The sequence below is a fragment of the Leisingera sp. JC1 genome (assembly GCF_001679925.1).
In the GTDB taxonomy this organism is placed as follows: Bacteria; Pseudomonadota; Alphaproteobacteria; order Rhodobacterales; family Rhodobacteraceae; genus Leisingera.
Genome location: NZ_LYUZ01000085.1, coordinates 24,406 through 49,060, shown reverse-complemented (window position 1 = coordinate 49,060; position 24,655 = coordinate 24,406). Strand labels below are relative to the sequence as shown.

The window sequence follows — 24,655 nt, the reverse complement described above, 5'->3', positions numbered from 1 at the left end:
ATCACCCGCTTTGCAGTTTTTTCGCGAACGGAGTGATCCGGTTTCTTGCTTGCGGCGTATTCGAACCGAACAACAGCAAGGAAAACAGATAGATGCTGGATCAGACGCAGGGACGCCGCCGCAGGATTGCTATTGCTGGTGGCGGCATTTCGGGGCTTTCCGCGGCTTACTACCTGTCTGCCCACCACGATGTGACCTTGTTTGAAGCCGCCCCAAGGCTGGGCGGCCACGCACGTACAGTCCTGGCAGGGCGGAAAGGTGACCAACCTGTCGATACCGGCTTTATTGTCTTCAACTATGCCACGTATCCCTATCTTACGCGTCTGTTCCGCGAGTTGGATGTGCCGGTCATCAAAAGCGACATGAGCTTTTGCGCCAGCATCGACGGCGGGCGTTTGGAATACGGCCTGAACAGCCTGCGCTCGCTGACCGCCCAGAAACGAAACCTGCTGCGTCCGCAGTTCCATGGCATGATCGCGGATATTTTGCGGTTCGGCAAACAGGCCGAGGCCGCCGCCACCGATGACGACAAGACCATTGGCGAACTGGTGGAGGAACTGGGCTTGGGCAGCTGGTTCCGCTACCACTACCTGATGCCTATGTGCGGTGCGATCTGGTCCACTCCTGTCAGCGATGTGGACGCCTTTCCCGCCAAATCCCTGGTCCGCTTTTTTCGTAACCACGCACTGCTTGCCGGGACCGGCAAGCACCAGTGGTGGACGGTCAAGGGCGGCAGCATTGAATATGTCCGCCGTCTGGAGGCAGCTCTGCTTGCCCGCGGTTGCGGGGTCCGCACGTCCAGCCCGGTGCACAGCGTTGTCCGGCAGCCGGATGGTGTTTGGGTGCAGGTCAAGGGAGAACCCGCGCACCGTTTCGACGATCTCATCCTTGCCTGCCATTCTGATCAGTCGCTGGCCATTCTGGGCGAGGATGCCCGGCCCCAAGAGGCCGCAGCGCTGGGTGCTATACGCTATCAGCCGAATACAGCTGTTTTGCATTGCGACGAAGCGCAGATGCCCAAACGGCGCAACTGCTGGTCCAGCTGGGCCTACCGGAGTCAGGAGGGAAGGGTCGGAGTAACCTACTGGATGAACCGGCTGCAAAACATCCCGGACAGTGATCCTCTGTTTGTGACGCTGAACCCCACTCAGCCCATCCCGGCGGAAAAGGTTTACGACAAAGTGGAGTTCTCACACCCCGTTTTCGACAAGTCCGCCCTGCGTGCCCAGCACCAGATTCAGGCAATACAGGGCCAGAACAGCACCTGGTTTGCCGGCGCCTACAACCGACACGGTTTCCATGAAGACGGTATCGCCAGCGCAATGCGGATCGTCCGCATGATGAACCCCCTCACCATTCAAGTGGCCAAAGGAACAGACCATGGCATTGACAGACAAAGCGCTGCAGTCGGAATTTCTGAAAACCTGCGCGCATCTGCGTGAGGGACAGCTGACACTGCGCACCCCGGATGGCGCGCGATACAAATTCGGCGAAACCGGTCCTGAGGCCGAAATGCAGGTAAACGATTGGGCGGCAGTTTCCGCGATGGCGGCGCACGGTCAGATCGGTCTGGGCGAGGCCTATGTGCAAGGCATGTGGGACACTCCGAGCATAGAGGGGCTGATGCAGCTGGCGATGCGCAATCGGGAACACCTGGGCAGCTACGATCGAGCAAGCACACTGAACCGCGCTAAATTCCGCATTGTCGACACCTTGCTTCGTGCCAATTCCAAGCGCGGGGCCCGAAAGAATATCCGCGCGCATTATGACGTCGGCAATGAGTTCTATCAGTTGTGGCTGGATGATGGGATGACGTATTCGTCCGGCCTTTTCGGTGTGGACGGCGATGATCTGGCTCAGGCGCAGACGCGCAAAAACGCCCGCATCCTGTCGCGGCTCGGGAATGGTGAAAGGGTGCTGGAGATCGGCTGCGGCTGGGGCGGCTTTGCCGAGCAGGCCAGTGCTGAAGGACGCGATGTCACTGGCGTCACCATTTCGCGCAACCAGCACAGGTATGCCGAAAGCCGTCTGGACGGACGCGCCGATATACAGCTCCGCGATTACCGTGACATCGACGGCAAGTTTGAAAACATCGTCTCTATCGAGATGATCGAGGCGGTTGGAGAGCGTTATTGGCCGGGCTATTTTGCCAAGCTCAAACACAGCCTGGCAAAAGGCGGCCGCGTGCTGTTGCAGGCGATCACAGTTCGCGACGATTACTTCCCAACCTACCGCATTTCCTCCGACTACATCCGCCAGTATGTTTTTCCCGGCGGTATGCTGCTGTCCAACCAGGTGATTGCTCAGCAGGCGAAAACGGCGGGGTTGCAGGTCACGGACAATTTCGCTTTCGGCCAGGATTATGCCAGAACCTGCCGGATCTGGGCGCAGCGCCTGGCTGCGCAAAAACGCCGGATTTCAGAGCTGGGCTTCGGAGAGGCCTTCTTCCGCAACTGGCAGTACTATCTGGAAATTTGCGCCGCCTCCTTTGCAATTGGCCACACCGATGTGGTGCAGGTGGAGCTGGCTCATGCGTAGGGTGCTCCTGTCTCTTTGCCTGCTGGCAGTGCCCGCAGCAGGTTTTAGCTCTCCGGTGCAGTCACTGCTGCCGGGAGCGGAACAGCGCGGAGAGGCCACCTTCCGGTTGTTCGGTTTTCCGGTCTATCAGGCCCGGTTATTCACACAGGATGCGGCACCACTAGACTGGGCGCAGGACTTCGGGATCGAACTCACCTATCAGCGGCGGCTGAGCCAGGATGATCTGGTCGAAGCCACCCTGGCGGAGATGCAGCGTCTTGGGCATAGCGCTCCGAGCCGTGGCCGGTTTCAGGCCTGTTTCCAAGATGTTGCCCCCGGCGACCGCTATCTGGCGGTCAGTCAAGGTCCGGACAGGGTAAAATTCCTGCGCAACGGCCGCACTGTCTGCACCCTCAGCCAGCCGGGTATCAAGCGCGGCTTCATGTCGATCTTTGTCGGCGCAAACACCCGCTCAGCCCGGTTTACCCGCGCGCTTCTGGGCTGACGATGCTGTACCCGCGCGTCAGCCTTTATGCGATGATGCTCGCCTCTGCGGGCATCCCGCTCTATATCCATTTGCCGCTGTTCGCGTCAGTTAATCTGGGTATCGGATTGGCGGCTCTAGGCGGCATCCTGCTGGCGATCCGCCTGTTTGACCTGGTTCAGGACCCTCTGATCGGCTGGGCCATTGACCGCTGGCCGCAGGCGCAGCGATTGTTCGCGCTGGCAGCTGCGGGCGGGCTGGCGATTGGGTTTCCGCTGCTGTTCAGCCTCTCAGGAGGACCGCTTGCAGCGTTCAAGCTGGTGCTCGTCCTGTTGTTGCTGTTTTCGGCCTACAGCCTGGGTATGATTCTGCTCTATGGCCGCAGCGCCACTCTGGCGGAGCAGCCAGCCCCGGGCGCGCTGCTGACGCTGGCCGCCTTCCGAGAGGCCGGGATGCTCGGCGGCGTCATCCTCGCTGCAATTGCCCCCGCCGCGCTGGCGGCGCTTGGTGCCGCCGGACAAGGCTATGGCGCCTTCGGTCTTGTGCTCGGCGGCCTTGCCCTGTTCACGGCAGCGGCCACCCTGCGACTGTGGCAGCGCCCGGCAGTTACCGGCCGGCCTTTGTCGCTGACTGCTCTGGCGCAGGCCGGTGCGCTGCGGCTTCTGGCGCTGGCGGTGCTCAACAGCCTGCCGGTTGCGCTCACCTCCACCCTGTTTCTATTTTTTGTCGAGGACCGGTTGCAGCTTCCTGGCCGAGCCGGACCGCTGCTCGTGCTGTTCTTTGTCAGCGCCGGCCTCAGCGTGCCGCTGTGGGCGTGGCTAAGCCAACGCATCGGTCCGAAGCAAACCCTGCTGACAGCAATGCCTTTGGCCATTGTTGCCTTCGCCGGAGCGGCGGCCCTCGGTCCATGCAGCCTCACCGGCTTTGCGGTGATTTGCGCGGCCTCGGGCGCCGCTCTTGGTGCCGATATGGTGCTGCTGCCCGCCATGTTCAGCATTGCGCTCACCCGCGCGGGTCTCAATGCATCCGCTGCCTTCGGGATCTGGTCTTTTGCCGGCAAACTGGCTTTGGCTCTGGCCGCCGCCCTGGCACTGCCGTTGCTTGAGCAGCAAGGGTATCAGCCCGGCAAGGAAAACAGCCAGCACGCGCTCCACGCACTCAGCCTGTCCTACGCTGTGCTGCCGTGCGTTTTTAAAACAGCAGCCTTCGCCTTTGCCCTTACCCTGCCATCAGAAAGAGCAACGCAATGAAATTCCTCACTATCTGCCTCGTGATCGCTCTTTTTGCGATGATCTCCAAAACCTATTTGTTCAGCTTCCGCTTTCAATCGCCGCAGAACTATGCGGGCACAGGCCCGCAGTTTGTTCTGACGGAACATTTGTCTGGTGAGATCCTGTCTGAGGGAGTGGTTTTTGGCCCTGCAGGCAAAATGACAAGCAGCTTTACCGCCCGGATGGTTGGGAAATGGGAGGGTGACACTGGCACCCTTAGCGAAGAATTCACCTTTTCCAGCGGAGCCACCCAAAGCCGCAAATGGCACCTTAAGCTGGGTGCCGGGAATACCTTCACGGCAACCGCTGATGATCTGGACGGTGTTGCACAAGGTGTTGTGTCCGGTTCGACGGTGCGGCTGACCTACAACATCATCCTGCCCGAAAATTCTGGCGGCCATACGCTGCAGGCGACCGATTGGCTTTATCTCACCGCCAACGGGGTGATCATCAACAAATCGGAAATGCGCAAGTTTGGCCTCAAGGCGGCGGAACTGGTCGCGACCATGCGGCCCGCGGAATAACCGGCCCGGCTACATGTGATGGCATCCCAAGAAAATCTGCCGGAGGTTCGCAACCTGATCCTCCTTTTGGGCGATCAGCTCTGCAGAAACATCGCATCGCTTCAAGGGGCTGACCGTGACCTTGACATCATCCTGATGGCCGAAGTGCCAGAGGAGGCGGGCTATGTCAGGCATCACAAGAAGAAGATAGCTTTTTTGTTTTCGGCGATGCGTCATTTCGCGCGCGAGCTTGAGGAGGAGGGCTGGAAGGTTCGTTATACCCAGCTGGATGACCCCGAAAACTCCGGCAGTTTAACCGGAGAGATTGATCGGGTTAGTTCCGATCACAAGTTTGCCCGGGTGGTGATCACTGAGCCAGGAGAGTACAGGGTGAAGTGTGCACTCGTTGGTTGGGCTGAATCCGCCAATGCCGTCTTGGATATGCGGCAGGACAGCCGGTTTCTGTGTTCCCATGAGCGGTTCCAAAGCTGGGCAGACGGGCGCAAACAGCTGCGAATGGAGTACTTCTACCGAGAAATGCGCCGTGAAACCGGGCTGCTTATGAACGGGGATCAGCCGGAAGGCGGCAAGTGGAATTTCGACCAAGAAAATCGTAAACCCGTCAAGGGGGATGTGTCCCTGCCGCGCCCGCCGGTAACCCGGCCTGATGCCATTACCGAGGAAGTCCTGGATTTAGTGGAAGCACAGTTCGGCGGCCATTTCGGCACCTTGCGGCCGTTCTGGTTTGCGGTGACGCGGGATGGAGCGCTGCAGGCTTTGGAAGACTTTGCAGAGAAGGCTCTTCCTGGTTTCGGCGACTACCAGGACGCGATGCTGGAAGGGGAGCGGTTCCTATACCACTCTGTTCTGTCGCCCTGCATCAATGCAGGTTTGCTGGAGCCGATGGAGGTTTGCCGCCGGGTGGAGCGGGCGTACTACGAAGGTAAAGCCCCACTGAATGCGGCCGAAGGTTTCATCCGCCAGATCATCGGCTGGCGCGAGTATGTGCGCGGAATCTACTGGCTCAAGATGCCGGGATACACAGAGAACAACTTCTTTGGAGCCTCCCGCCCGCTGCCGGAATTTTACTGGACTGGAGAGACCGGAATGGCCTGCCTGGCGGCTGCCATCACCCAGACTCGGGACGAGGCCTATGCTCACCACATCCAGCGTCTGATGGTGACGGGAAACTTTGCCCTGCTTGCCGGGGTCGACCCGCGCGAGGTGCATGAATGGTATCTGGCGGTCTATGCTGACGCTTATGAGTGGGTCGAGGCGCCGAATGTAATTGGCATGAGTCAGTTTGCCGATGGCGGTCTGCTGGGGTCGAAGCCGTATGCCGCCAGCGGTAACTATATTAACAAGATGTCCGATCATTGCGCAGGCTGCAGCTTCGATGTGAAGCGAAAGACCGGCGAAGGGGCTTGCCCTTTCAACCCGTTGTACTGGGAATTCCTTGTGCGCAACGCTGACAAGCTGCGTAGAAACCCCCGAGTGCGTCAGGCTTACCGGACTTGGGATAGGATGAGCGCTGAACGGCAAAACGCCTATTTGGAAACGGCCCGGCGGGTGCTGGAACGCTATTTCTAAGACAATTTCTTCCTTAATCCGCTCGGCTTCCGAACGTGACCGTACGCACCTCGCGGCAATCGCAAGATCAGCGCCTAAGTGCCGTGCGGCTCCCAGGTCTCTACGACATGGGAACCGGCACATGAGGAGTGCCAAGGCTGCGAGTCAAACTGCGCAGTTTGCCGGATGGCGAAGAGGCCCTTGCCTTTAATAGCTGGCATCGTGAGGCAAGGGGTGAGACTGCGAGGCTAGTGATCAAAACCGCAGCGACAGGCAGGACATACCGCCGTCCAGCTTGGCGCAGTCGGTGTTGTCGATCTCGGCGATCTCATATCCTGCTATGTCCAGTATCTCCGCTGTGCACGGGAAGCCTGCGGCCATCAGCACCAGGTTGTTGAAGCGGATGGCATTGGCGGCAGCTTCTTCTCCGTCAGCCACATGCAGCACCCGGTAGCCTTCGAAGCAGCCGGAGGCATCAAGCCGCTTGGTCGACAGGATGGTCTCGGCGTCCATCAGCGAGCAGTCGGTTTTGAAATGCAGGACACCCTCGGGGGTGAAGACCTCACGCAGGGAATGGCCCCATTCGGCGGCAATTTCTGCCAGCTCAGCGACGCCTTCGGCATCGGTGCGGTCAGAGCGGCCGACCAGGATCTCCTTGCCGGTCACCAGAATGTCGCCGCCTTCGATGTGGCCAGGGCCGGTGATTTCGCGAACATCACCGTAGCAAGCGCGCAGCGTTGGGGCCATTTCCGCCACCTCGCCCAGCCGCGACGGTGCGCCGGGGCGCATCAGGATCGCCCCTTGCGGCAGGCAAAGGGCGGTGTCCTCGACAAATTGGGCGTCGGGGAAGGCCTCCAGCGGGTCCAGCTCGATCACTTTGGCACCGGTGCTGCGCAGGGCGGCAACATAGGCCGCGTGGGCGGCCAGCATGCCATCGAGGCTGGGGTTGCCGACGTTCTCGGCGCGCAGGCCAGAGGCGATGGTCGAGGCCGGGCGGCGGGTGATGGCACGGGTGAATTCAAAGGTGGGGTTTCGCATGGGGTTACTCCTAGCCCGGCGCGGGGCCGGTTACGTCGATTTCGAGAATGGAAGGGGTGCCGCGCGCCGCGCATTCCTGGAGCGCGGCGGCAACAGCCTGAGGGGTCATGCGGGCACGGCTGTAGGGAATGCCGAAAGACTGAGCGGTGGCTGCGAAATCCGGAGGGGTGGGGTCGCAGCCAACCACCGTAACGTCCACCGCTTTCATGGAGGAGGCGATTTCGCCATAGCCGCGGTTGTTCCAGATCACGAAGGTGACCGGCAGGCTTTCGTCCACTGCCACCATCACCTCGGGCAGGGAGAACTGCGCGCCGCCGTCGCCGGCGATGCAGACAACATGGGCGGAGGGATCGGCAATGGCGGCACCGATGGCGGCGGGAATGCCATAGCCAAGCGCGCCATAGCCGGTCGCGGCATTGAACCAGCCGCCGGCGCGGTCGTGGTCGTAGTAGAGATTGCCGGCATAGATCGGCTGAGTAGAATCGCCCACCATCAGCGCGTTCGGCACGGCGGCGCGCATCGCGTTCAGCACTTCTACCTGCTGGCGGTAGTCCGGGCCGATCTCTTCCAGTGCGGCGGTGCGTGTGTGTTCGGCACGGGTCGAGCCTTCGCTTTGCTTTGCGGTACCGGGCATCGCATCCAGCAGCGCAGCGATGGCCACATCGGCGTTGCCTTGGATGGCAAGCTCGGCCTCGCGACGGGCCAGTTGGCCGACACAGATGTCCACTCGGATCAATCCGGGCATCGCCGCCATGCTCCCGGTGGCGTACATGTCGTAATCGGTTGGCCCCAGCTCCGTGCCCAGTGCCAGCACGCAATCGGCGTCTTCGATCAGTTTACGGACTGCCTGCAGGCTGGGGCTGGCAGGGACTGTCAAAGGGTGACCATGCATCAGCCCTCGGGCGTTGACGGTTTGCACCACCGGGGCGTCGAGCTGTTCGGCCAGGGCTTGCAAGTGTTGGCCTGCGGTCTTGGCGCCGCCGCCGGTCAGTATCACAACTTTGCCTGCCGCGCTCAGCCGTTTGGCGGCTTCGGCGATCTTGACCGGATCTGGCGCCGCCTGCACTTCGGCGGGCCTGGAAATGCCGTTCAACGACGCGGTGCCTGTCACGTCCAGCGGAATCTGGATATGCGTGGGCCCAGGGCGGGCAATTGCAAAGGGTGTGAAGGCACGATCCAGGGCGGGCTCCAGCTCTTCGGGCCGGGCGACATGTTCTGAAGTCAGCGCTACGGTCTTGGCTAGCGCGTGCTGATCCGGCAGTTCATGCAGGTGGCCGAGACCCTTGCCGAGCGTGGTGCTGGCGTTGACGCCGGAAACCACCAGCACCGGCACCGAATCCGCGCGGGCCTGGGCCATCGGGGTCAGCGTGTTCGTCAGGCCGGGGCCAGTGATGACAAAGGCCACGCCTGGCTGTCCGGACACCCGCGCATAGCCATCGGCCATGAAGCCCGCGCCCTGTTCGTGGCGGGGGGTGACATGGCGGATGGCGGAGGCGGCCAAGCCGCGGTACAGTTCCACTGTGTGGACGCCGGGGATGCCGAACACACAACTCACGCCACGTGCCTTCAGCCCGTCAACCAGGGCTTCGCCAACTGTTTTAGTGGTCATGCGGCGCCTCGTGCGTTGCGGTTTGCGTGGGCGGCGATCCGGTCGAGCGCGGTGGCAAAACTGTTGTCATCAATGGTGAGGGCGACCCGCACCCAGTTGCGAAGGCCGTCGCCGAAGGCTGAACCTGGCATTACCGCCACGCCGCTGTCCAGTAGGTCCCAGGAATAGGCGTCGCCGTCCATCCCGGTAGCGGAGACGTCGATCAACGCAAACATGCCGGCTTCGGGCCGGTGGACGCGCAGCCGGGTCTCAGCGTGCAGGCGTTGTTCCAGCAGGGCGGCGCGGGCGGCAAAGCGGGCGGCCATCCCAGCGGCGACAGACGATCCCTCGCGCACTGCCTTTTCAGTCATGTCAGCGATGAAGGGCTGGTTGCCGAATAGCATAGTTTCCGAGACAGGCAGCAGGGCGGAACAGAAGGCCGTCGGGCCAACGCACCAGCCGCTGCGGAATCCCGGTGCGGCGTGGGATTTTGAAATCGAGGAGACCGCGATGACCCGTTCGGCCAATGCCGGATCTGAGAGGGGAGAGACAAATTCCGCACCCTTAAACACTAGGTGCTCATATACCTCGTCTGAAATTATCCAGAGATCGTGTTTCATCGCCAGCTCACCGATTTCGCGCAGGTTCTGCGGCGTCAGGATAGCGCCGGTGGGGTTATGCGGGGTGGTGAGCAGAATGGCGCGGCTGCGCGGGGTGATGCGGGCCTCGATGTCGCTGGCCTGCATTCGGAACCCGGCCTCGGGACGCAGCGGCACCGGCAACATGTCAGCACCTGACGCGCGGATCACCCCCTCGTATGTGGCATACATCGGGTCACCCACCAGCACTTCGGTGCCGGGTTCAGACACGCCTTGCAGCACTGCGTAGAGCGCGGTCTGCGTGCCGGGAAAGCACAGGATGTTTTCCGGCCCAAACTCCCGCCCGCGGCTGTTGGAGTAGGCCTCGGCCAGGGTGGCGCGCAGATGTGCCTCGCCGCGGCCGTCGGAATAGCCGGTGCGGCCTGCGTGCATCGACTGCGCTGCGGCCTCAATCAGTTCCGGCGGGGTTGGCGCGTCGGGTTCGCCGATGGTCATCTCCACCAGGCCGGCGCCGGCTGCGGCCATCTCCCGTGCCTTTGCGTGCACTTCCCATTTGCCACCGCCAAGCCCGGCCAGCCGTTCAGTGATTGCTGTCAGCCTCATCAGGTTTCAGCCTCCTGCGTTAGATCCAATCCCGTGATGGCGGCAACCGATTGCCGCCCGATTTCAACCAATTCGCCGGCGCCGAATGCATCCGGCAGGGCTCCGCCTTCCAGCCACAGACCGTCGATCACCGCGTTGCAGGCAATCGCCAGCTGGCGCAGTCGCGCCGCTGGGGCCGGGCGGCCGGCCTCTTCCAGTGCGACGGCGATCAGCGCCTCGAGCCGGTCGCGGAAGTAAGCGTAGGTGCGCTGGTGGGTTTCCTTCATCTGCGGGTCGTTCTGCACCTTGTTGAGGAAGCTGGCCCACAGCGCCAGCGCGCGCGGATCAACCACCGGCGGCGTCAGCGAGCCGTCGACAAAAGCCCTGAGACGCGCCCGGGCGCTGCCTGCCGCCGCCCCGGGTGCAAAGGTCAGGTCCGTCATCTGGTTCATATGGTGTTCATAGGCCGCGATGATCAGCTCTTCCTTGGAGCTGAAGTAATGCCGGATCAGCCCCTGGGTGACGTCGGCGCGCTCGGCAATGCCCCGCACCGTGGCGCCGCGCACACCGTTCTCCGCCACCAGTTCCAGCGTGGCGAGAATCAGCGCTTCCTTCCGGGCTTCGGCGGATTCGCGTTTGAATTTGCGGCGCTCGTCGGTCACCTCAGCTCCTGTTTTTGTGCTGGCGGAGAAATTATACACTTGCATAATTACTCGAGTCGCGGCTTACTGCAATCGGAAAATTCGGGAAGGCGCAAAGATGGACACAGCCGCAGCAGCCGCATCCTCACCGGAGACAGACACGCGCCGGGAGGCAATCCGGGTCGAGGATCTGCACAAGTCCTTCGGCAATCTGGAAGTGCTGAAGGGCGTGGATCTGACCGCGCATCAGGGGGATGTGGTGGCGATCATCGGCGGCTCCGGCTCCGGCAAATCCACCATGCTGCGCTGCATCAATTTCCTGGAGACGCCGAGCTCGGGCAAGATCGTGATCGGCGGCGAGGAAGTGGCGATGCGGGGCGACGGCAGCCCGGCCAATCAGAAGCAGATTGAACGCATCCGGACCAAGCTGGCGATGGTGTTCCAGCAGTTCAACCTGTGGACCCATCGGACGCTGCTGGAAAACGTGATCGAGGTGCCGGTGCATGTGCTGAAGGTGCCCAAGGCCGAGGCCATCGCGCGGGCGCACGAACTGCTGAACCGGGTGGGGCTGGGTGGCAAGGAGGACACCTATCCCGCCTATCTGTCCGGCGGGCAGCAGCAGCGGGCGGCGATTGCGCGGGCGCTGGCGGTGGACCCGTCGGCGATGCTGTTTGACGAACCGACCTCGGCGCTGGACCCGGAACTGGTGGGCGAGGTGCTGACGGTGATCCGCGACCTGGCCGCCGAGGGGCGCACCATGCTGCTGGTGACCCATGAGATGAAATTCGCCCGCGAAGTCGCGAACCACGTTGTCTATCTGTACCAGGGTCGCATCGAAGAGCAGGGGCCGCCTGCCGAGGTCTTTGGCAATCCGCAATCAGACCGGCTGAAGCAATTTCTGAGCTCGGTCGCCTGACCCACTACCACCAAAATAAAAACCAACTGGGAGAATAATATGAAACTGAAAGCATTGCTTGCTGCTGCAACCGCAGCTGCCGCGCTGACTGCTGGTGCCGCCGCTGCCGAACAGGTCAAGATCGGCATCGCTGCCGAGCCTTATCCGCCGTTTGCCTCGCTCGACAGCTCGGGCAACTGGGTCGGCTGGGAAGTCGAGGTGATCGGCGCGGTCTGCGCCGCGGCTGAACTGGACTGCGTGATCACGCCGGTGGCCTGGGACGGCATCATTCCGTCGCTGACCGGCCAGCAGATTGACGCCATCATGGCTTCCATGTCGATCACCGAGGAGCGGATGAAGACAATCGATTTCTCCGATCCCTATTACAACACCCCGGCGGTGATCGTGGCAGACAAATCGATGGACATCGCGCCGACGCCGGAATCGCTGGCGGGCAAGATTGTCGGCATCCAGGCCTCGACCATCCACCAGGCCTATGCGCAGGAATACTTCAAGGATGCCGAGCTGAAGGTTTACCAGACTCAGGATGAAGCCAACCAGGATCTGTTTGCGGGCCGCATCGACGCGACCCAGGCAGACAGCATCGCGATGGCGGATTTCGTCGGGTCCGACACCGGTAGCTGCTGCGAGATAAAGGGCGCGGTGGCGGATGACCCGGCGATCCTGGGCCGCGGTGTCGGTGCCGGCGTGCGCAAGGGTGACGATGCGCTGCGCGAGGCGCTGAACAAGGGTATCGCGGCGATACTGGCCGACGGGACCCACGAGAAGATCACCGCCAAATACTTCACCACCAGCATCTACTAAGGTGCTGCCGTGACCGGACTGTTCGAACTACTGGGCCTCGGCGCCAGCGCAGAGCTGCTGTCGCTGTCAGGCTGGGGCGGCAACCTCCTGCGCGGGCTTGCCAACTCCCTCCAGATCGCTTTTGGCGCTTTTGGCTTGGGGCTAGTGATCGGGCTGTTCGGAGCCTATGGCAAACTCTACGGCGGGAAGGKCACGCGTGATCTTCTCGCCATCTACACCACGGTGATCCGGGCGGTGCCGGAGCTGGTGCTGATCCTGATCCTCTATTACGTGGGCAGCGATATCATCAACAAGATCTCGGTGGCCCTGGGCGGCGGCCGGGTGGAGATCAACGGCGTTGCGGCCGGCATCTGGGTGCTGGGCGTGGTGCAGGGGGCCTATGCCACCGAAGTGCTGCGCGGCGCGATCCAGGCGGTGCCGGTGGGGCAGATTGAGGCCGCGAAATCCTATGGCATGCCGGGTTTGATGATCATGCGGCGGGTGACGATCCCGGCGATGATGAGCTTTGCGGTGCCGGGGCTGGCGAACCTGTGGCTGATCGCCACCAAGGACACCGCGCTTTTAGCGGTGGTCGGATTTAATGAGCTGACGTTGGAGACCCGGCAGGCGGCAAGCAGCACCCGGGCCTATTTCACTTTCTTCCTGGCGGCAGGCTTTCTTTATCTGATGGTGACCCTGTGCTCGGGCGCGGTCTTTGCCCGGATCGAAAAATGGGCGCGGCGCGGCCAGCCTTCGCTGAAAGGGGGCACGCGATGACCGGTTTGAAGGACCTGATGCAGCCGCACCGCATCGTGATGATGCTGGTTTTTGCGGCGCTGGTGATCTGGTGCGCGGTCTCGCTGCGCTGGGACTGGATCCCGAAATATGCGCCTTTGGCGCTGGAGGGGTTGTGGGCCACGGTGTGGATCCTGGCGGTCTCGACTTTCTTAGGTTTCATGCTGGCGGTGCCGCTGGGGTTGGCGCAAGCGGTTGGACCCTGGTATCTGTCGATCCCCGCGCGCACCTTCTGCACCATCATCCGCGGCACGCCGCTGCTGCTGCAGATCTGGCTCTTGTACTACGGGCTGGGGTCGCTGTTCCCGCAGTTTCCCTGGATCCGCTCGTCGGAGCTATGGCCCTATCTGCGCCAAGCCTGGCCCTATGCGGTGCTGGCGCTGACGCTGTCTTATGCGGGCTATGAGGGCGAGGTGATGCGGGGTGCGTTTTCCGGCGTTGCCAAGGGGCAGCTGGAGGCCGCGAAGTCCTTTGGCATGCCGCGTTTCACCATGTTCCGCCGGATCTGGTTGCCGCAGGCGATCCGAAATGTGCTGCCGACCCTGGGCGGTGAAACCATCCTGCAGCTAAAGGCGACACCGCTGGTGGCGACGATCACGGTGATGGAAATTTACGCGGTATCCTCACGCGTGCGGGCCGATACATTCATCGTCTATGAGCCGCTGCTGCTGCTGGCGCTGGTCTATATGGCGATCGCCGGGGTGATTGCCTTCGCCTTCCGGAGGTTTGAGAAAGGCTGAAATGCCGGGAGGTTAAGGCATTTCAGTGACAGGCGAAGGGCGTCTGAAAAAACAGGTTTATCTGACATACATCAAATAACGGCACTGAAGTTCTCTCTAGTGTCAGCGGCGAATGCAGCAAGAGATTCTTGTAACATATGCCGTGCTCCGTCTTCATACCCTCCGTTTGCTGCGCCGGACTGTTCCGGCGGCTGGCGGGGGTGTGTGCCATCTTCATGCTGGTTCTTCAAACCGCCTTTCCCGGCGCAGCGCAGGCTGCTGCCGGCGGTGAGTGGATCGAGATTTGCGGCGAGTTCGGTGTGGTCGAGATTCAGGTCGCCGCCGGGGACCGCGAAGACAACAAGTATTGCCCCAAGTGCAGTACCTGCGCCCTGTGCGCTGCTGAAACCGGAGCCGGGCCGGTACTCCTTCATTCATCCGGTGCCAGCCGGGTGGCAGCCTGCATAGTTTTGCTGCCTACGGGCGCTGCAGTGCCGTCGAACCCTGCACAATACTGGTCTGAGGGCCGCGGACCTCCGCTGGTGACAGAGATAGAATCCGAACGCGCCCTGCGCGCGTCCGTGGCAGCCAATCAGAATAAGGGAGAGGCGCCATGGTCCTGACACGCGCCTTCCGGGGCTGGCTGACGGCCCTTGTGATGACATTCGCCGCCCTATTGGCCGCGGTGGCAGAGGCAGACAGCCTCGACAGCTTCCTGACAGAATTGACCCCTGCGGACCTGGTGCCCGGCGCCGATGCGTTTGGCCCGGTGCGCGCAGATGTGCCGGTGGCGCCGGTGCTGCAGGCGGGCGAGACCGTTGCCTATGCATTCCTGACATCCGATTTCGTTGGCACCACCGGCTATAGCGGCAAGCCTATCCACGTGGTGGCCGCGATTGATAACGATGCGGTGCTGACCGGCGTGAAGCTGGTCAAACACTCCGAGCCGATTGTGCTGATCGGCATTCCTAATTCCAAGATGGTCAAGCTGACTGAAAGCTATGCCGGGCTGGATCTGAAGGCCGAGGCGGCGGCGGGCGGCGATGCCCATGACCTCGACATCATCTCGGGCGCGACGGTCACGATCATGGTGATCGACGACAGCCTGGTGCGGGCGGGAATCAAGGTTGCCCGCGCGCTGGGGCTGGGGGGGCTGTCGCCGGTGCAGCCAGATGGGCCGAAGCGCGAGGTCGACATGGCCCGTGAGGAATTCGCGGACTGGACCATGCTGGCGGGCGACGGGTCCGTGCGCCGGATGACACTGGACGTGGGCCAGATCAACGCGGCCTTTGAGGCCACCGGCGATCAGCGCGCGATCAAGCGGCCGGAGCCGGGCGCGGCGGACGACACGTTTATTGACATGCATATGGCGCTGGTCTCCGTGCCGTCCATCGGTAAGTCGCTGCTGGGTGAGGCGGAGTATCAAAACCTGCGGTCCTGGCTGAAGGAAGGCGAGGAGGCCATCCTAGTGCTCGGGCGAGGCAGCTACAGCTTCAAGGGGTCCGGCTATGTGCGCGGCGGTATCTTCGACCGCATCCAGCTGATTCAGGGCGATGTCTCGGTGCGGTTCTTTGACAAGCAGCATAAGCGGCTGGGGGAACTGGCGGCTGGTGACAGTCCCAGCTTTGCGGAGTTGGATTTGTTCAAGATCCCGGCAGATGCAGAGTTTGACCCGGCTGAACCGTTCCGCCTGCAACTGCTGGTGCAACGGTCCGTCGGTGCGTTGGAGCGGGCATTCCTGACCTTTGATCTGGGCTACAAGCTGCCGGAGCAGTATTTGCTGCCCGCCGCGCCGGCGCCCAAGGTGGTGGACGACGACACCGGCGAGGCCGCTGCCAAGGCCGCGTTGTGGCAGCGGATCTGGAAGGACCGCACGCTGGAGATCGGTGTGCTGGGCGTGATGCTCTTGGTGCTGACGGGGGTGTTCTTCTTCCAGTTCCAGGCAACCGTGAATGCACGCACCTTCTACTGGTTCCGCATCGGTTACCTGACCGTGACGCTGGTGTTTCTGGGCTGGTACGCCAATGCGCAGCTGAGCGTGGTAAACCTGATGGCGCTTGCAGGCAGTCTGCGCAGCGGCTTCTCCTGGGATGCTTTCCTGCTGGATCCGCTGGTGTTTATCCAATGGTTTGCGGTGGCGGCGGCGCTGCTGTTCTGGGGGCGGGGTGCCTATTGCGGCTGGCTGTGTCCGTTCGGTGCGTTGCAGGAGCTGACCAACAAGATCGCCGGCGCCCTGAAGGTGCCGCAGATCACTCTGCCGTGGGGCCTGCATGAGCGCCTGTGGCCTGTGAAATACATGATTTTCCTTGGTTTGTTCGGTATCTCGATGGTGTCGATCCCGCTGGCCGAGACCTATGCCGAGGTGGAGCCGTTCAAGACCGCGATCATCCTGAAGTTCGTGCGCGACTGGCCGTTTGTGGTCTTCGCCGTGTCGCTGCTGCTGTCCGGGCTGTTCATCGAGCGCTTCTACTGCCGCTACCTGTGCCCGCTGGGCGCGGCGCTGGCGATCCCGGCGCGGGTGCGGATGTTCGATTGGCTGCGCCGCTACAAGGAATGCGGCAGCCCCTGCCAGACTTGTGCCAACGAATGCCCCGTTCAAGCCATTCACCCGACCGGTGAGATCAATCCGAACGAATGCGTGAACTGCCTGCATTGCCAGGTTCTGTACCAATCCGAAATGAAATGCCCGGTTGTGATCAAGCAGCTGAAACGCCGGGCCAAGACCGGCAGCCCGGCCCCGGACGTCACTCTGGGCCGGCCGCCGGCCAATCACCCCAACGCGAACAGGACCAAAGTTTCCTGAAGGAGGACATCATGTCTGAAGACCTGAAAAACAAACTGCCTGTTACCCGCCGCGGCCTTCTGGGGGCCACTGCCTCTGGTGCTGTTTTGGCGGCGACAGGCGCGGGCTCCGCGCTGCTGGGTGCGAAACCCGCGCAGGCAAGCGGCGTCAATCTGGAGCCGGGCGAGCTGGACGAATACTATGGCTTCTGGTCCTCGGGCCAGACTGGCGAACTGCGCATCATGGGCGTTCCGTCCATGCGCGAGCTGATGCGGGTGCCGGTGTTCAACCGCTGCTCTGCAACTGGCTGGGGCCAGACCAATGAGTCCCTGAAAATTCTGACCGAAGGCCTCCTGCCGGAGACTAAGGAATTCCTGGCCGCCAACGGCAAGGTCACCTATGACAACGGCGACCTGCACCACCCGCATATGTCGTTCACCGACGGCACCTATGACGGCCGCTACCTATTTATGAATGACAAGGCCAACACCCGCGTCGCCCGCGTGCGCTGCGACGTGATGAAGTGCGACAAGATCATCGAGATCCCGAATGCCAAGGACATCCACGGCCTGCGTCCGCAGAAGTTCCCGCGCACCGGCTATGTCTTTGCCAACGGCGAGCACGAAGCGCCGCTGATCAACGATGGCCAGATCCTGGATGATCCGTCGCAATATGTGAACATCTTCTCTGCCATCGACGGCGACACCATGGAAGTCGCCTGGCAGGTCATCGTTTCAGGTAACCTGGACAACACCGACTGCGATTATCAGGGCAAATACGCCTTCTCGACCTCCTACAATTCGGAAATGGGCATGAACCTGGCCGAAATGACCGAGAGCGAGCTGGACCACGTTGTTGTCTTCAACATCAAGGCGATTGAAGAGGCAATTGCGGCAGGCGACTATCAGGAGCTGAACGGTGCCAAAGTCGTGGACGGGCGCAAGGAGTCCGGAAAGAACTTCACCCGCTACATCCCGATCCCGAACTCGCCGCACGGTGTGAACGCTGCACCCGACAAGAAGCACATCATGATCAACGGCAAGCTGTCGCCGACGGTTTCCGTCATTGATGTGGAGAAGGTCGACGCGCTGTTCAGCGACAACGCCGATCCGCGCTCTGCCATTGTGGCGGAACCGCAGCTGGGCCTTGGCCCGCTTCACACCGCCTTCGACAACCGCGGCTATGCCTACACCACCCTGTTCCTGGACAGTCAGGTGGTGAAATGGGACATCGCCAAGGCGATCGAGGCCTATGCGGGCGCCGATGTGGACCCGATCATGGACAAGGTCGATGTGCAGTATCAGCCGGGCCACAACTCCACATCCATGGGTGAAACCGCTGAGGCGGACGGCAAGTGGCTGATCTCGATGAACAAGTTCTCCAAGGACCGGTTCCTGAACGTGGGCCCCCTGAAGCCCGAAAACGAGCAGCTGATCGACATTTCCGGCGACAAGATGAAGGTGGTGCACGACGGGCCGACCTTTGCCGAGCCGCATGACTCGATCATCGTGCACCGCTCCAAGGTGAACCCGGCCAGTATCTGGGACCGTAATGACCCGATGTGGTCCGATGCGCGCGCCCAGGCCGAAGCCGACGGCGTCGATCTGGACGACTGGCAGGACACCATCATTCGCGACGGCGACCAGGTGCGCGTCTACATGTCGAGCCAGGCGCCGAACTTCAGCCTGGAGAAGTTCACGGTGAAGCAGGGCGACGAGGTCACCGTCTATGTCACCAATCTGGATGATATCGACGATCTGACCCACGGTTTCTGCCTGTCGAACTTCGGTATTGCGATGGAGATCGGGCCGCTGGCCACCGCCTCAGTCACTTTCAAAGCGGAGCGCCCGGGCGTGCACTGGTACTATTGCCAGTGGTTCTGCCACGCGCTGCACATGGAAATGCGCGGCCGGATGCTGGTCGAGCCGCGGAGCGCATAAACATGAAACGGCTCCTGCCCACATCCTTCGTTGCGGCTCTTTCTTGCCTAACGCCCGCCTGGGCGGCGGACTGGGATGTGCCCAACCGGGCAAGAGCCATCGCTGAAACACTGGCGCAGGCGGCGGATGGCGACACCCTCCGCCTCGCCCCCGGAGAATACGCCGAAACCCTGGTGCTGGACCGGCCTGTCATTCTGGACGGGCTGGGCCATGCCACGCTTGACGGGCAGGGCAAGGGATCGGTGATCACCGTGACCGGGCCGGGTGTGACCGTTCAGAACCTGACCGTTTCTGGCTCCGGCTCCTCGCATCAGGAGATCGACAGCGGCATCAAACTGACCAAGACCGCACAGGCGCCGAAGATCCTCAACAATGTGCTGCTGGGCAATCTTTATGGCGTGGACATTCACGGCGCCCGGGACAGCCTCGTGCAAGGCAACCGGATCGAGGGCCGTCTGGACCGGCACATGAACGCCCGCGGCAACGGGGTGTATGTGTGGAATGCGCCGGGTGCGGTTGTGGACGGCAATGACATCCGCTTTGGCCGCGACGGGATCTTTGTGAACAGTTCCAAGAAGAATGCGTTTACGAACAACTTGTTCCGGGACCTGCGTTTCGCGGTTCATTACATGTATGCCGACAATTCCGAAGTTTCGGGCAATGTCTCGATCGGCAATCACCTGGGCTATGCGGTGATGTTCTCCAAGCGAGTCAAGGTGAGCGGGAATGTCTCGCTGAACGACCGCGATCACGGGGTGATGCTGAACTATGCCAACCAGGGCGAGGTGCGCGGCAACTATGTGAAGGGCGCCAAGGACAAATGCACCTTCCTTTATAACGCGCACAAGAATGATTTCTCCGGCAACTGGTTCGAGGGCTGCGGCATCGGCATTCACTTCACCGCGGGCAGCGACGGCAACCGGATGGTGGGGAACGCCTTTGTCGGCAATCGGCATCAGGTGAAATTTGTCTCCACCAAATGGGTGGAATGGAGCGAGGAAGGCCAGGGCAACTACTGGTCCGATTTCGCAGGTTTTGATGTGGACGGGGATGGCATCGCCGATGCGCCCTACCGTCCGAATGACAGCATGGACCACGTTCTGTGGACCCAGCCGGCGGCGAAGCTGCTGATGGGGTCGCCCGCGGTGCAGCTGGTGCGCTGGTCGCAGTCGGCGTTCCCGGCGCTGCTGCCGGGCGGGGTGATCGACAGCCACCCGCTGATGCGGCCAGAGCGGCCCGGGGCCGCCAGAAAGGTTGAACAAGATGGATAACGCAAACAGCCCGCTGCAGATCCGCGCGCTGGACAAATTCCGCGGCAGGACCCAGGTGCTGCATGGCATCGACCTGGACATCGCGCCGGGCGAGCGGCTGGCGCTCTTGGGCCATAACGGCGCGGGCAAGTCGACGATGATCAAGGCGGTGCTGGGCCTAATCCGGCATGAGGGCGGCAGCATCCGCATTTGCGGTGCGGCGCCCGGCAGCGCCGCGGCACGGGCGGCCACTGCCTTTCTGCCAGAGGCGGTCAGTTTCCACCCGGCGCTGACCGGGCATGAACAGCTGGCGCTGTTTGCCCGCCTTTCCGGTGAACGCGCTGACATCGAGGGCCTTTTGGAACGGGTCGGGCTGGGCGAGGCAATGCACCGCCGCATCGGCGCTTATTCCAAGGGGATGCGGCAGCGGCTGGGGCTGGCGCAGGTGCTGCTGGGCCGCCCGAAGCTGGCGCTGCTGGATGAACCCACCAGCGGCCTGGACCCGATCTCGCGCCAGGACCTCTATGCCATCATCAACGAGCTGGCGGAGCAGGGCGCGGCGGTGCTGATCGCCTCCCACGCACTGACAGAAGTGGAGGCGCGCACCGACCGTATCGCCATTCTGCGCAAGGGTGTGAAGGTCGCGGATGACACGCTGGCGGGCCTGTCGGCCCAAGCCGGGCTGCCGGTCAAGCTGCGGGTGCAGGCCAGCGGCGCGCGCGCCGACCGGATCGCAACAGAGACCGGCGGGCGGCGGATCAACGGCGCCTCGGTCGAGATCCTGTGCTCGCCGCAGCAAAAGATGGCCGAGCTGCGCAAGATCGCCGCCATGGGCGACGCGGTGGCTGATATCGAAATGGTGCCGCCGCGGCTGGAAGACCTCTATCGCCATTACTCCGGGGAGGACCGCAAATGAGACGTGCCTTTGCCATTGCCCGCGCCGAGATGCTGATCCTGCGCCGCAACCGCTGGCTGTTCATGGCGACGCTGATCATGCTGGCCTTTGCGCTGGCGCTGTCCTTTGCAGGATCGGCGCCGACGGGAACGCTGGGGGTGGACATGCTGACGGTTTCGGTCGCCTCGATGACCACCCTGTCGGTCTACCTGGCGCCGCTCCTGGCGCTGATGATGGGGTTTGACGCGGTGGCAGGCGACCGCGACCGGGGCAGCCTTGCCCTGCTCCTGGCCTACCCCGCGGAGCGGGCCGAGATTCTGCTGGGCAAGCTGATGGCGCATCTGGCCGCCCTGGCTGTCGCCATGTGCATCGGATTCGGCGCGGCGGGGGCCGTTGCCGCATGGTTCGGCGGTGCAGGCACAGAGAGCCTTATGGCGCTGGGGCGGCTAGTGCTGACATCGATCCTGCTGGGCGCTGTGTTCCTGGTGCTGGGCTATGCGCTGTCGGCGCTCAGCAGCGGTGCAACAGCTGCCGCGGGTCTGTCTGCGGGAGTCTGGCTGGTGTTTGTGGTTCTTTATGACTTGGGACTGCTGGGGGCCGTGGTGATGGACAGCGGCGGGGTCTTTACCCAGAAGATTTTCCCCTGGGTGATGGTTGCCAATCCGGCAGATGCGTTCCGGTTGTGGAACGTGGCGGCCTCCGAAAGCGTGGCACTGTCCAGCGGCATGGCTGGGGCTGCCAGTGCGCTGCCCGGCTGGGCCGCACCGCTGTCGCTGCTGCTGTGGCCCGCGCTGGGCTTTCTGCTGGCCTGTGCCGCATTCCGGAGGTTGGAGCCATGAAACGCCTGATCCTTGCGGCTGCCTTGGTCCTGTCCGCATGCCAGGAGGAGGAGGCTAAAGCGCCGCCTGCTCCGGTGGAACTGACCGAAGCGGCGCTTAGCTACTTCTGCCAGATGAATGTCGCGGAACACGGCGGACCCAAGGGACAGATCCATCTCGAAGGTTTTGCGGCACCCCTGTTCTTTGCCCAGGTGCGCGATCTGGCGGCCTATGTGAAAAGCCCGGAACGCGATGCGGAGATCACCGCGATCTATGTGAGCGACATGGGCGCAGCGGCGAGCTGGGAACATCCCGGTACTGACAACTGGATTGATGCCAAGGGTGCGCATTTTGTGGTCGGCTCCAATGTTGCGGGCGGCATGGGGGCGCCGGAGGTTGTGCCTTTTGCCTCTCCAAGGGCTGCCGAACAGTTTTCACAACTCTACGGTGGCACGGTTGCCGGGTTCGATGACATACCGGATGACGCCGTTCTGGGGCCGGTTGATCTGGACAAGCAGTTGGACACGCCGTCCTGAAGGAATGCGCCTCCAGGCCCTTTCAAACAGTCTCGGCGATCAGCCGCATTTCGGCGGCGATGGCGTGGCCTTCCATCCCTTCCATCCGGCTGATGCGGGCAGTGCGCTGCGCCAGTTCGTGCGAGGCGTCGGCATTGCAACGCTGCCAGGTCACGGTCTTGGTGAACTTGTGCACCGACAGTCCGCCGGTATATCGCGCCGCACCACTGGTCGGCAGCACATGGTTGGGGCCGGAGGTCTTGTCGCCGAAGGACACCGTGGTTTCCCGGCCCAGGAACAATGAGCCATAGGCAGTGAGGCGGGTCAGCCACCAATCCAGGTCTTCAGCTTGCACCTGCAGATGCTCTGGCGCATAGCGGTCGGAAACCTGGGCGGCTTCTTCCCGACTGCTGCATAGAACCACCTCGGCGCGTTCGTGCCAGGCGCGGTGAGCGGCTGAGAGGTTAGGTTCGGGCAGCCTGTCAATCAGGCCCTGTACTCGGGCCATCACGCCCTGGGCCAGCGTTTCGCTGGTGGTGACCAGCCAAACAGGGCTGTCGGCACCGTGCTCTGCTTGGCTGACTAAGTCCCAGGCGACGGTTTCCACATCGGCTGTGTGGTCGGCAACGACCAGTGAGTCGGTGGGGCCGGCAAACATGTCGATGCCGACCTCACCGAACAGCATCCGTTTGGCCTCTGCCACATAAGAGTTGCCGGGGCCTACCAGGATATCGGCGGGTTTTGCTCCAAACAGGCCCTGGGCCATGGCGGCAATGCCTTGCACCCCTCCGAGGTTCAGGATCAGATCTGCACCGCACAGGTCCATGGCATAAATAATCGCATCGGGAATGCCGCTTCCGGGGCGCGGGGGGGAAACTGCGGTGACATGCGGAACACCTGCCACCTTGGCGGTTGTGATCGTCATTAGTGCGCTTGCGATATGGCTGTAGCGCCCGCCGGGCACGTAACAGCCTGCACTGGAAACCGGGATCTGCTTTTGGCCTGCAATCAGACCAGGGATCACTTCCACCTCGCATTCACCCATCGTTTCTTTCTGCGCGGTGGCAAAGCGGCGGATGTTGGCGTGAGCGAACTGGATGTCATCCTTGGTTTGCTGCGAAACCCGGTTGCAGGCGGCGCGGCGCTGGGCATCCGTCACAATGATCGGGCCGGTCCAGCGGTCCAGTTTTTCCGCATAATGTCGCACTGCTTCCTCGCCTTCGCGCTGGATGTTTGCCAGCATCACGGCGACCGTGTCGCGGATATCGCCGTTTTCAGCGGCAGGACGCGCTTTGGCCATTTTCAGGTAGGTGATTGCCATGTCCATATTCCTCAAAGTGCCGTTAGATGTGCAGAAAGCGCACGGTGCTGATCGCGCCTAAAACAGCGGCTGGCAGGCCAAACGGTCAAGCCGTGACCCTAGGGTTTCGAAAAACACGGATGTTTGTTTCTAATTGCCCAAGCGGTCAGTCAGCGCCGGAAGGCAAGGTCCGGAATTCCTCTCCGAGCCACGGGAAACGCTGTGTGATGGGGTCTGTGAAATGCAATCTTAGGGATTTCTGCAGCGCCTCGTGGATCAGTTGCGACGTGGCGGCAGGGTAGACGCTGGTTGTGAAGAGCGAGACTGTGCGGGCAAAGCTTTTTCCCGGAAAGCGAACCACCTTGACCCTTTCGTGAAATCGCTGGGCGCGGTGGTAGCTGGCGGCAGTGGTAACGGTCCAGCCGCTGCCCTCAGACACTAGACCGATGATCGACTGGTTGCACTCCAGTTCAAACCGGTTGGGCAGCGCGATCTTGAGACGGGTCAGCTGGGTTTCGATCTGTTTGCCGATAGTGTGGTCACGGGAATAGCGAAGGAAGGGCAGCGAAGCGTCTCTTTTGGTCAATTCCTCGATACTTCCAGTGTAGTCTGCCGGCACAACCAGAATAAAAGGGTCGCGCATCAGCGGATATTCGATCAAGTCGGGGAGCAGCCCGGAAGGGCGCGTGGCAACGCCTGCATCCAGTTTCTGCGCCTGCAGTTTTTCGATGATCTCGTGGCTGGGGCGGGTGTAATGACGGAAGCTGCAGCGGGGCAGTGCGGAAGAAAGGAACTGGAATAGTTCCGGGCCGACTTCATTGTCGAAATCATCCAGCAGGGCCATGCGCAGATCCGTTGCGTGCTGCCAGCTTCCGGAGCGCATTTCAGCTTCTCCGCGCCTGAGAGTCATCAGCCCGTCGTAGACATAGCGGGCGAAAACCACACCCGCCGGTGTCAGGCCCATCGGGCGCCGGGTGTGGTCCACCAGATTAACACCAAGTGCGCTTTCAAGACTGCGCAGGTGGTTGGACACTGTACTGATTGAAAGACCGGTTTCGGCGGCTACCTTCTGTATTGATCCGGATTTCGAGATCAGCTGGAACACTTCCAGCCAGCGCAGACTTAGCGTCTTTTGCATGTGCGGTCCTCC

At 62.1% G+C, this 24,655-nt stretch carries 23 protein-coding genes; 16 read left to right on the top strand and 7 right to left on the bottom strand.

What is annotated here, in order from left to right:
• Positions 1 to 92 precede the first annotated feature (92 nt).
• The 6 genes from A9D60_RS10930 to A9D60_RS10905 are packed head-to-tail and all read left to right on the top strand — an operon-like array spanning position 93 to position 6,365.
• A complete protein-coding gene (locus A9D60_RS10930; RefSeq protein WP_065267622.1) occupies positions 93 to 1,442 on the top strand; it encodes an NAD(P)/FAD-dependent oxidoreductase in 1,350 nt (449 codons plus the stop codon).
• Positions 1,381 to 2,538, top strand: coding sequence for an SAM-dependent methyltransferase (locus A9D60_RS10925; RefSeq protein ID WP_065267621.1), 1,158 nt, complete (start codon positions 1,381 to 1,383; stop codon positions 2,536 to 2,538). Before A9D60_RS10930 ends, A9D60_RS10925 begins: the two co-directional genes overlap by 62 nt.
• Positions 2,531 to 3,022 carry a hypothetical protein gene (locus A9D60_RS10920; protein WP_065267620.1) on the top strand — a complete coding sequence of 164 codons (492 nt, stop codon included), beginning with the start codon at positions 2,531 to 2,533 and terminating at the stop codon, positions 3,020 to 3,022. Before A9D60_RS10925 ends, A9D60_RS10920 begins: the two co-directional genes overlap by 8 nt.
• Before the next feature lie 2 nt (positions 3,023 to 3,024).
• Positions 3,025 to 4,251, top strand: a complete 1,227-nt coding sequence (locus tag A9D60_RS10915; RefSeq protein ID WP_065267619.1) for an MFS transporter — start codon at positions 3,025 to 3,027, stop codon at positions 4,249 to 4,251.
• Entirely contained in the window at positions 4,248 to 4,796 is a 549-nt protein-coding gene (locus A9D60_RS10910) for a DUF3833 family protein (RefSeq protein WP_065267618.1), read from the top strand. Before A9D60_RS10915 ends, A9D60_RS10910 begins: the two co-directional genes overlap by 4 nt.
• Positions 4,797 to 4,814: 18 nt before the next feature.
• A complete protein-coding gene (locus A9D60_RS10905) occupies positions 4,815 to 6,365 on the top strand; it encodes a cryptochrome/photolyase family protein (protein WP_065267617.1) in 1,551 nt (516 codons plus the stop codon).
• A 234-nt stretch (positions 6,366 to 6,599) separates the two neighbouring features.
• On the opposite strand, the gene A9D60_RS10900 is transcribed toward A9D60_RS10905, so the two are convergent.
• The 4 genes from A9D60_RS10900 to A9D60_RS10885 are packed head-to-tail and all read right to left on the bottom strand — an operon-like array spanning position 6,600 to position 10,813.
• Positions 6,600 to 7,382, bottom strand: a complete 783-nt coding sequence (locus A9D60_RS10900; protein WP_065267616.1) for an arginine deiminase family protein — start codon at positions 7,380 to 7,382, stop codon at positions 6,600 to 6,602.
• A gap of 10 nt (positions 7,383 to 7,392) precedes the next feature.
• Positions 7,393 to 8,991, bottom strand: a complete 1,599-nt coding sequence (locus A9D60_RS10895; protein ID WP_065267615.1) for a 5-guanidino-2-oxopentanoate decarboxylase — start codon at positions 8,989 to 8,991, stop codon at positions 7,393 to 7,395.
• Positions 8,988 to 10,172, bottom strand: a complete 1,185-nt coding sequence (locus A9D60_RS10890) for a pyridoxal phosphate-dependent aminotransferase (RefSeq protein WP_065267614.1) — start codon at positions 10,170 to 10,172, stop codon at positions 8,988 to 8,990. The genes A9D60_RS10895 and A9D60_RS10890 overlap by 4 nt, the downstream gene beginning before the upstream one ends.
• Positions 10,172 to 10,813: a TetR/AcrR family transcriptional regulator gene (locus A9D60_RS10885; RefSeq protein ID WP_254656675.1), complete on the bottom strand. Its 642-nt coding sequence runs from the start codon at positions 10,811 to 10,813 to the stop codon at positions 10,172 to 10,174. Before A9D60_RS10885 ends, A9D60_RS10890 begins: the two co-directional genes overlap by 1 nt.
• A gap of 97 nt (positions 10,814 to 10,910) precedes the next feature.
• On the opposite strand from A9D60_RS10885, the gene A9D60_RS10880 reads away from it, so the two are divergent.
• From A9D60_RS10880 to A9D60_RS10865, 4 genes are read left to right on the top strand one after another with little or no spacing between them, the layout of a single operon-like run.
• Positions 10,911 to 11,708, top strand: a complete 798-nt coding sequence (locus tag A9D60_RS10880; RefSeq protein WP_065267612.1) for an ABC transporter ATP-binding protein — start codon at positions 10,911 to 10,913, stop codon at positions 11,706 to 11,708.
• A gap of 39 nt (positions 11,709 to 11,747) precedes the next feature.
• On the top strand, positions 11,748 to 12,512 hold the full coding sequence (locus A9D60_RS10875; RefSeq protein ID WP_065267611.1) for a transporter substrate-binding domain-containing protein: 765 nt from the start codon (positions 11,748 to 11,750) through the stop codon (positions 12,510 to 12,512).
• 9 nt (positions 12,513 to 12,521) lie between these two features.
• Positions 12,522 to 13,268: an ABC transporter permease gene (locus tag A9D60_RS10870; protein ID WP_065267610.1), complete on the top strand. Its 747-nt coding sequence runs from the start codon at positions 12,522 to 12,524 to the stop codon at positions 13,266 to 13,268.
• Positions 13,265 to 14,026, top strand: a complete 762-nt coding sequence (locus A9D60_RS10865; RefSeq protein WP_065267609.1) for an ABC transporter permease — start codon at positions 13,265 to 13,267, stop codon at positions 14,024 to 14,026. The genes A9D60_RS10870 and A9D60_RS10865 overlap by 4 nt, the downstream gene beginning before the upstream one ends.
• A 71-nt stretch (positions 14,027 to 14,097) precedes the next feature.
• On the opposite strand, the gene A9D60_RS26575 is transcribed toward A9D60_RS10865, so the two are convergent.
• Entirely contained in the window at positions 14,098 to 14,439 is a 342-nt protein-coding gene (locus A9D60_RS26575; protein WP_175392941.1) for a hypothetical protein, read from the bottom strand.
• 179 nt (positions 14,440 to 14,618) lie between these two features.
• Here A9D60_RS26575 and A9D60_RS10855 point away from each other — a divergent pair, with 179 nt between their 5' ends.
• The 6 genes from A9D60_RS10855 to A9D60_RS10830 are packed head-to-tail and all read left to right on the top strand — an operon-like array spanning position 14,619 to position 22,226.
• Entirely contained in the window at positions 14,619 to 16,808 is a 2,190-nt protein-coding gene (locus tag A9D60_RS10855) for a NosR/NirI family protein (protein ID WP_065267607.1), read from the top strand.
• Between the two features lie 11 nt (positions 16,809 to 16,819).
• A complete protein-coding gene (gene nosZ, locus A9D60_RS10850; protein ID WP_065267606.1) occupies positions 16,820 to 18,727 on the top strand; it encodes a TAT-dependent nitrous-oxide reductase in 1,908 nt (635 codons plus the stop codon).
• 2 nt (positions 18,728 to 18,729) lie between these two features.
• Complete coding sequence (locus tag A9D60_RS10845) at positions 18,730 to 19,998, top strand: nitrous oxide reductase family maturation protein NosD (RefSeq protein WP_065267605.1); 1,269 nt, start codon at positions 18,730 to 18,732, stop codon at positions 19,996 to 19,998.
• Positions 19,991 to 20,893 (top strand): ABC transporter ATP-binding protein, encoded by a 903-nt coding sequence (locus tag A9D60_RS10840; protein WP_065267604.1) that lies wholly within the window; start codon positions 19,991 to 19,993, stop codon positions 20,891 to 20,893. Before A9D60_RS10845 ends, A9D60_RS10840 begins: the two co-directional genes overlap by 8 nt.
• Positions 20,890 to 21,711, top strand: coding sequence for an ABC transporter permease (locus A9D60_RS10835; RefSeq protein WP_065267603.1), 822 nt, complete (start codon positions 20,890 to 20,892; stop codon positions 21,709 to 21,711). The genes A9D60_RS10840 and A9D60_RS10835 overlap by 4 nt, the downstream gene beginning before the upstream one ends.
• On the top strand, positions 21,708 to 22,226 hold the full coding sequence (locus tag A9D60_RS10830) for a nitrous oxide reductase accessory protein NosL (protein WP_065267602.1): 519 nt from the start codon (positions 21,708 to 21,710) through the stop codon (positions 22,224 to 22,226). Before A9D60_RS10835 ends, A9D60_RS10830 begins: the two co-directional genes overlap by 4 nt.
• A 22-nt stretch (positions 22,227 to 22,248) precedes the next feature.
• On the opposite strand, the gene hisD is transcribed toward A9D60_RS10830, so the two are convergent.
• Both hisD and A9D60_RS10820 read right to left on the bottom strand, forming a co-directional pair.
• Positions 22,249 to 23,526 (bottom strand): histidinol dehydrogenase, encoded by a 1,278-nt coding sequence (gene hisD, locus A9D60_RS10825; RefSeq protein ID WP_065267635.1) that lies wholly within the window; start codon positions 23,524 to 23,526, stop codon positions 22,249 to 22,251.
• 145 nt (positions 23,527 to 23,671) lie between these two features.
• The gene (locus A9D60_RS10820; RefSeq protein ID WP_065267601.1) at positions 23,672 to 24,643 is read right to left on the bottom strand and encodes a LysR family transcriptional regulator; all 972 of its coding nucleotides are present in this window, start codon (positions 24,641 to 24,643) and stop codon (positions 23,672 to 23,674) included.
• Positions 24,644 to 24,655 lie beyond the last annotated feature (12 nt).

Excerpts from the sequence above, each read along its gene's own strand:
- A9D60_RS10930 (WP_065267622.1), top strand. The coding sequence starts at position 93 with ATGCTGGATCAGACGCAGGGACGCCGCCGCAGGATTGCTATTGCTGGT.
- A9D60_RS10925 (WP_065267621.1), top strand. The coding sequence starts at position 1,381 with ATGGCATTGACAGACAAAGCGCTGCAGTCGGAATTTCTGAAAACCTGC.
- A9D60_RS10920 (WP_065267620.1), top strand. The coding sequence starts at position 2,531 with ATGCGTAGGGTGCTCCTGTCTCTTTGCCTGCTGGCAGTGCCCGCAGCA.
- A9D60_RS10915 (WP_065267619.1), top strand. The coding sequence starts at position 3,025 with ATGCTGTACCCGCGCGTCAGCCTTTATGCGATGATGCTCGCCTCTGCG.
- A9D60_RS10910 (WP_065267618.1), top strand. The coding sequence starts at position 4,248 with ATGAAATTCCTCACTATCTGCCTCGTGATCGCTCTTTTTGCGATGATC.
- A9D60_RS10905 (WP_065267617.1), top strand. The coding sequence starts at position 4,815 with ATGGCATCCCAAGAAAATCTGCCGGAGGTTCGCAACCTGATCCTCCTT.
- A9D60_RS10900 (WP_065267616.1), bottom strand. The coding sequence starts at position 7,382 with ATGCGAAACCCCACCTTTGAATTCACCCGTGCCATCACCCGCCGCCCG.
- A9D60_RS10895 (WP_065267615.1), bottom strand. The coding sequence starts at position 8,991 with ATGACCACTAAAACAGTTGGCGAAGCCCTGGTTGACGGGCTGAAGGCA.
- A9D60_RS10890 (WP_065267614.1), bottom strand. The coding sequence starts at position 10,172 with ATGAGGCTGACAGCAATCACTGAACGGCTGGCCGGGCTTGGCGGTGGC.
- A9D60_RS10880 (WP_065267612.1), top strand. The coding sequence starts at position 10,911 with ATGGACACAGCCGCAGCAGCCGCATCCTCACCGGAGACAGACACGCGC.
- A9D60_RS10875 (WP_065267611.1), top strand. The coding sequence starts at position 11,748 with ATGAAACTGAAAGCATTGCTTGCTGCTGCAACCGCAGCTGCCGCGCTG.
- A9D60_RS10865 (WP_065267609.1), top strand. The coding sequence starts at position 13,265 with ATGACCGGTTTGAAGGACCTGATGCAGCCGCACCGCATCGTGATGATG.
- A9D60_RS26575 (WP_175392941.1), bottom strand. The coding sequence starts at position 14,439 with ATGAAGGAGTACCGGCCCGGCTCCGGTTTCAGCAGCGCACAGGGCGCA.
- A9D60_RS10855 (WP_065267607.1), top strand. The coding sequence starts at position 14,619 with ATGGTCCTGACACGCGCCTTCCGGGGCTGGCTGACGGCCCTTGTGATG.
- nosZ (WP_065267606.1), top strand. The coding sequence starts at position 16,820 with ATGTCTGAAGACCTGAAAAACAAACTGCCTGTTACCCGCCGCGGCCTT.
- A9D60_RS10845 (WP_065267605.1), top strand. The coding sequence starts at position 18,730 with ATGAAACGGCTCCTGCCCACATCCTTCGTTGCGGCTCTTTCTTGCCTA.
- A9D60_RS10840 (WP_065267604.1), top strand. The coding sequence starts at position 19,991 with ATGGATAACGCAAACAGCCCGCTGCAGATCCGCGCGCTGGACAAATTC.
- A9D60_RS10835 (WP_065267603.1), top strand. The coding sequence starts at position 20,890 with ATGAGACGTGCCTTTGCCATTGCCCGCGCCGAGATGCTGATCCTGCGC.
- A9D60_RS10830 (WP_065267602.1), top strand. The coding sequence starts at position 21,708 with ATGAAACGCCTGATCCTTGCGGCTGCCTTGGTCCTGTCCGCATGCCAG.
- hisD (WP_065267635.1), bottom strand. The coding sequence starts at position 23,526 with ATGGCAATCACCTACCTGAAAATGGCCAAAGCGCGTCCTGCCGCTGAA.
- A9D60_RS10820 (WP_065267601.1), bottom strand. The coding sequence starts at position 24,643 with ATGCAAAAGACGCTAAGTCTGCGCTGGCTGGAAGTGTTCCAGCTGATC.